At 74.7% G+C, this 6059-nt stretch carries 6 protein-coding genes; 2 read left to right on the top strand and 4 right to left on the bottom strand.

Annotated elements, in window-relative coordinates; translation table 11 throughout:
* The 4 genes from CRM73_RS17735 to CRM73_RS17750 form a co-directional block, all read right to left on the bottom strand.
* Positions 1-1444: DEAD/DEAH box helicase (locus CRM73_RS17735; RefSeq protein WP_229588642.1), on the bottom strand; the 1444-nt coding region annotated here is incomplete at its 3' end.
* A 350-nt stretch (positions 1445-1794) separates the two neighbouring features.
* Complete coding sequence (locus CRM73_RS17740) at positions 1795-2031, bottom strand: DUF3107 domain-containing protein (protein ID WP_035927396.1); 237 nt, start codon at positions 2029-2031, stop codon at positions 1795-1797.
* Positions 2032-2083: 52 nt separating this feature from the next.
* Positions 2084-2701 (bottom strand): TetR/AcrR family transcriptional regulator, encoded by a 618-nt coding sequence (locus tag CRM73_RS17745; RefSeq protein ID WP_017833430.1) that lies wholly within the window; start codon positions 2699-2701, stop codon positions 2084-2086.
* Between the two features lie 50 nt (positions 2702-2751).
* Positions 2752-4077 (bottom strand): glutamyl-tRNA reductase, encoded by a 1326-nt coding sequence (locus CRM73_RS17750; RefSeq protein WP_017833431.1) that lies wholly within the window; start codon positions 4075-4077, stop codon positions 2752-2754.
* Between the two features lie 149 nt (positions 4078-4226).
* Between CRM73_RS17750 and hemE the strand changes: the two genes are divergently transcribed.
* Both hemE and CRM73_RS17760 read left to right on the top strand, forming a co-directional pair.
* Positions 4227-5432, top strand: coding sequence for a uroporphyrinogen decarboxylase (hemE, locus tag CRM73_RS17755; protein ID WP_229588643.1), 1206 nt, complete (start codon positions 4227-4229; stop codon positions 5430-5432).
* Positions 5429-6059, top strand: a 631-nt coding sequence (locus CRM73_RS17760; protein WP_229588644.1) for an FAD-dependent oxidoreductase, incomplete at its 3' end; no start/stop codon positions are given. The genes hemE and CRM73_RS17760, both read left to right, overlap by 4 nt.

Genomic DNA, 6059 nt, shown 5'->3' on the forward strand with positions numbered 1-6059 from the left:
CGCCGCGGTCGCGCGAGCGCCCGTCCCGGCCCTCGCCGCGCGGGCCGCTCTTGCGCCCGCCGGGCTCGCCGAGGTCCTCGAGGACCTCGGCGCCGAGCCCCTCGTGGGTGCGCCTGGAGCGGGGGAGCCGGCCCTTGGTGCCCTTCGGGATGCTCAGCTCCTCGTACAGGTGCTCGGAGGAGGAGTAGGTCTCGCGGGGCTCGGGGATGCCGAGCTCCAGGGCCTTGTCGATCAGCCGCCAGCGCGGGATGTCGTCCCAGTCCACGAACGTCACGGCCGTGCCCTTGTTGCCCGCGCGGCCGGTGCGGCCGGTGCGGTGCAGGTAGGTCTTCTCGTCCTCGGGGCACTGGAAGTTGATGACGTGCGTGACGTCCTCGACGTCGATGCCGCGGGCGGCGACGTCCGTGGCCACGAGCACGTCGACCTTGTTGTTGCGGAACGCGCGCAGCGCCTGCTCGCGGGCGCCCTGCCCCAGGTCGCCGTGCAGCGGGGCGGCGGCGAAGCCGCGGGTGATCAGCTCGTCCGCGAGCTTGGCCGCGGCCCGCTTGGTCTTGGTGAACACGATCGTGCGCCCCCGGCCCTCGGCCTGCAGGATCCGGGCCACGACCTCGTCCTTGTCGAGGTGGTGCGCCCGGTAGACCACCTGGCGGATGTCCTTCTTGGTGGCGCCCTCGTCCGGCGCGGCGGCCCGGATGTGCATGGGCTTGGTCATGTAGCGGCGGGCCATGGCCACCACGGGCCCGGGCATCGTCGCGGAGAAGAGCATCGTCTGCCGGACCTCGGGCACGGCCGAGAGCAGCTTCTCGACGTCGGGCAGGAAGCCGAGGTCGAGCATCTCGTCGGCCTCGTCGAGCACCACGGCCCGCACCGCGGACAGGTCGAGGTGGCGCTGCCGGTTGAGGTCGATGAGCCGGCCGGGGGTGCCGACGACGACCTCGACGCCCGCCTGCAGCTGCTCGATCTGGGGCTCGTAGGCGCGGCCGCCGTAGATGGTGGCCACCCGGGCGTCGCGGGTCCGCGCGGCGGTGGCCAGGTCGTGGCCGACCTGGACGGCGAGCTCGCGGGTGGGCACCACGATGAGCGCCTGCGGGGCGCCCGGCTTCTTCAGCTGGTCCCACCCCGCGTCGCCGCGGCCCACGACGCGCTGGACCACGGGGATGCCGAAGCCGAGGGTCTTGCCCGTGCCGGTCTTGGCCTGCCCGATGATGTCCTGCCCGGACAGTGCCACCGGCAGGGTCATGGCCTGGATGGGGAAGGGGTGGACGATGCCCTCGGCGGCGAGGGAGTCCACGATGTCCTGGCGCACCCCGAACTCGGCGAAGTCCTGGGGCAGCGGCTCGGGGTGCTCGGTGGTCTCGACGACGACCTCGGGGGTGCCGTCGAGGACGGTCCCGTCGTCGGGCGCGGCGGCGTCCGGTGCGGTGTCGGTGATGTGGTCGGTCACGGTCGGTTTCCTTACGACTCGGGCACGCCCGCTGAAGGGAGGGGACCTCGGGGTCCGGCCTCCGGGCCGCCGTGCTGGCGGGCGCCGGGGGGGCGTGCGTTGGGTGGAAGCCGATCGTGAGCGTGCGCCGCCTCGACCGCGCGGGCCACGGGAGCGTGGCGCCCGGGTCCGGTCCTGCGCGAGGCCGCCGTGGGGGGCCTGTTCGCGGGGAGCGGGGGCGAGTAGGTGTCTGTCGTTCGTGGGATCGCGGGTACGACCGGTCATCCAGTGCACTCAACAGTGTAGCCCGACGACCGCGCACGCTCCGTGCGGTCGCCGGGCCGGGTCCGCCGTGCCGGGCGGAGGGGGTCTCAGCCGTCCTGGGCGAAGGGGGTGAAGCCGACCGCCCGCTTCTGCTCCGCGCCGACGGCGGCGTAGCCGATGACGCCCGCGGGGACGACCGTCACGTTGCCCTTGGTGTCCGTCAGGGTCAGGGGGGACCCGGAGGACATGGCCGCGGTGATCAGCTCCACGGCCTCCGGCGCCTCGAGCGCGGAGTCGACGACGATCTCCCGGGCGACGTGCTGAACACCGATCTTGATTTCCATGGTTCCTCCTGGTCGGGGCTGCGGGATGCGTCCCGGCCAGTCTAGGAGGGCGCTACTGCCAGTCCTCGTCGATGATCGAGATTCCGCCCCAAGCTAAACGGAAGATCTGGCGCTGGGCCTCGGCCCGGCCGCCGGTGCCCGGGTTGCGGATCCAGTGCACCGCGGCGGTCTGCGCCATGCCGGTGAGGGAGCGGGAGACGAGCACGGCGTGCGGGTGGCTCAGCCCCGCGTTGGGCCCGAGGACCCCGGCGATCGAGTCCGCCACGGCGAGGTGGAAGCTCTCGAAGCGCTCCGCGACCTCCGGGTCCGCCAGCAGGTCGGACTCGAAGATCAGCCGGTGGGCCTCCGGATTGGCCTCGACGAAGCCGAAGTAGACGTCCAGCATGGACTCGACCCGCTCGCGGTTCACGTCGCTGCCCTGCAGCGCCGTGACGAGCCCGAGCGAGAGCTCCTGCAGGTAGTGGTCCACGAGGGCGAGGTACAGCTCGCGCTTGCCGGGGAAGTGCTGGTAGAGGACGGGCTTGCTCACCTGGGCGGCGTCGGCGATGTCGTCCATGGACGACCCGTGGTAGCCGTTCGAGGAGAACACGGTCAGCGCCGTCTCGAGCAGCTGCCGCCGGCGGGCCTCGCGCGGGAGGCGCGCCGGGCGGCCTCTCCTGGTCTCAGTCATGAACCGTTCCTCCTCAACCGGTCGGCGGCGCCGGCCGAACGAATGCTGCCCTACCCCGCGGCCTGGGACCGGGTGGCGGCTTCCGGCGGCGCCCCGGCCGCCGGTGGTGCGCTCTCCTCCGCGGCGGGCGCGGGGACCTCGATGCCGTACAGCGCCGCCAGACCGGTGATGTACTCGTCCTGCCGGCCCTGCGCGGCGAGCTCGCGCGCGCGGACGGTGGGGGTGTGCAGCAGGGAGCGGACCATGCGCCGCATCGCGAGCTCGATCTGCTCCTGGGCGGCCGTGCATCCGTGGTGGGAGGTGACCTTCTCGAGCTCGGCGTCCAGGACGGCCATGGTGTGCTTGCGCAGGGCGACGATCGCGGCGTCCATGTCCCGGGCCTCCTGGCTCGCGGCGAACTCCTGGGCGGCGCGCTCGACGATCCCGCTCGCGGCGTCGACGGACTCCCGGGTCTCGTCCGGGGCGGCCACGCGCACCGACTCGAGGGTGATGAGCTCGACGCCGGGCAGGTCCGCCACGGCGGGGTCGAAGTCGCGGGTCAGAGCCAGGTCGACCACGGTGCGGGACCCGGCGGGGAACGCGGCGGCGCCCATGGGGGCGGAGCCGCCGCTGCAGCCGATCACGACGTCGGCGCGCTCCAGGGCCGCGGCCAGCTCCGCGGTCCCCACCGGGGTGCCGCCGCGGTTCTCGGTGAACTGCTCCGCCCGGCCCGACGCCGAGTACACCTCGATGTCCGCGCAGCCGCGGTCGCGCAGGGCCGCCATGGTCGCCCCTGCGTAGGCGCCCGTGCCGAACACGAGGGCCCGGCGCGACGTCCAGGTGCCGGACGTGACGTCGTCGGCGAGGTCCAGGGCCACGGAGACGATGGAGCGGCCGCGCTCGCCCAGGGCGGTCTGCGTGCCCACCTTGCGGGCGGTGCGGGCGGCCGCCTCGAACAGCCGCTGGAGCTTGCCGGAGACCGTCCCCGCCTGCTGGGCGTCGTTGAGGGCGCGCCGGACCTGCCCGGTGATCTCGCGCTCGCCCACCACGGCGGACTCCAGCCCGGAGACCACGGTGAAGAGGTGGCGTGCGGCGCCGGAGTCGGTGAAGGCCCGCAGGGAGTCGGCCACGAACTCGGGGTCGAGCCCGGCGCGGGAGCCGATCTGCTCGGCGAGCTCGGCCAGGACCCGGTCCAGCGCCGCCCCGGACGGGACGCCCGGCGTGTCCTCGAGCTCCCCGTAGATCTCGAGCCGGTTGCACGTCGAGAGGGTCACGGCGCCCCGGAGGGGGCCGCTGCGGACCATCTCCTCGGACAGCCCGAGCGCACCGGTGCTGAGACGCGCAACGGTGTTCAGATCGACGTTCTGATGGGAGGCGACGAGAGCGAAGAGGACCACAGTGCATTCATACTAGACGGTCACCGCGGATCCGCGCCTCAGTGACGTCCGAGAGGCCGCTCACGTCCGTCACCGACCGGCCCCTCCCGGACCCCGGTGACGCTGCGTCGGTAAACGACGTCGGTGTTCCTTGGCACAATGGGAGCACTATGCCTACCACCCCTGAGACGGCGAGCACGCCGGACACGTCGACCGCAGCCGTTCCCGGGCACCCCACGGGCGGCACCCACTCCTCGGCGGCGTTCCGGCGCCTGACCGGATCGCTCGGGGCGCTGCCGCAGGGCCATCCGCTGCGGGCCGCCGGCACACTGGATGCCCCGCTGCTGCAGGCCCTCACGGGCCGCGCGCCCGGCCGCCGCCCGGTGTGGTTCATGCGGCAGGCGGGCCGGTCGCTGCCGGAGTACCGGTCCCTGCGCCAGGGCACCGCCATGCTCGACGCCTGCCTGGACCCCGCGATGGCCGCCGAGATCACGCTCCAGCCGGTGCGCCGGCACGACGTCGACGCCGCCATCTTCTTCTCCGACATCGTCGTGCCCATGCGCGTGGCCGGCGTGGACGTCGAGATCGTCCCGGGCCGCGGTCCCGTCCTGGAGCGCCCCGTGCGCACGGCCGCCGACGTCGCCGCCCTGCCCGAGCTCACCGAGGGCTCCCTCGACCCGATCCGCGAGGCCGTCGCCCGCACCGTCGCGGAGCTCGGGGCGACCCCGCTCATCGGCTTCGCCGGGGCGCCGTTCACCGTGGCCGCCTACATGGTCGAGGGCGGGCCCTCCCGGGACCACCTGCTGCCGCGCACGATGATGCACGCCGACCCGGCGGCCTGGCGGGCGCTCGCCGAGTGGGCGGCCCGGACGTCCGGGGCGTTCCTGCGCGCCCAGGTCGAGGCCGGCGCCTCCGCCGTGCAGCTCTTCGACTCCTGGGCGGGCTCCCTGTCCCTGGCCGACTACTCCGCGCACGTGGTGGAGCACTCGGCGGCCGCGCTGCGCGCCGTCGAGGACCTCGCCGTGCCCCGGATCCACTTCGGCACCGGCACCGGTGAGCTGCTCGCCGCGATGCGGGACGCCGGCGCGGACGCGGTGGGCGTGGACTACCGGATCCCGCTGGCCGAGGCCAACCGGCGGCTCGGCGGGTCCACCGTGCTGCAGGGCAACATCGACCCGGCCCTGCTCACCGCCCCCTGGCCCGTGCTCGCCGAGCACGTGCGCGAGGTGCTGGCCGGCGGGGCCACGGCGCCCGGGCACGTGGTGAACCTCGGCCACGGCGTCCCGCCGGGCACCGACCCGCAGGTGCTGACGGACCTCGTGTCCTTCGTCCACGACCAGCCGCTGGAGCAGACCCCTCGCGGCGGCAGGCCGTGAGCGCGGAGCGGGACGGCCGGCCCGCCCGCCGGACCCCGCCCCGATCCGCCCTCGTGGTGGGCGGCGGCGTCTCCGGGCTCGTGGCCGCCCGCGACCTGGCGGCCCGCGGGCTGCGCGTCACCCTGGTCGAGGCCGAGGACCACCTCGGGGGAGCCGTCGGCGCCCACCAGGTGGCGGGCCTCGTCCTCGACTCGGGCGCCGAGTCCTTCGCGACCCGCTCCCGGGCGGTCCCCGACCTCCTGGACGAGCTCGGCCTCGGCGAGCGCGTGGTGCACCCCAACCGCTCCGGCTCGTGGCTGTTCCTGCCGGAGGGCGCCGTGCCCGCCCCCGACTCCGGGATCCTGGGCATCCCCGCCGACCCGACCGCCCCCCGGCTGCGGGCGGCCCTCGGCCGTGCCGGCATGCTGCGCGCGAGCCTCGACCGCCGGCTGCCGGCCTTCGTCGGCATGACCGAGCGCTCCCTCGGCGGCCTCGTCCGGGCGCGGATGGGGGAGCGGGTGCTGGACCGGCTCGTCGCGCCGTTCGCCACGGGCGTGCACTCCGCCCACCCCGACGACCTCGACGTCGACGCCGTCGCCCCCGGTCTGCGGCGGGCCCTGCGCGAGCACGGGTCAGATCGGAAGAGCG

Origin of the sequence: Kocuria sp. CCUG 69068 (genome assembly GCF_020833785.1) — a bacterium.
Lineage (GTDB): Bacteria > Actinomycetota > Actinomycetes > Actinomycetales > Micrococcaceae > Kocuria > Kocuria rosea.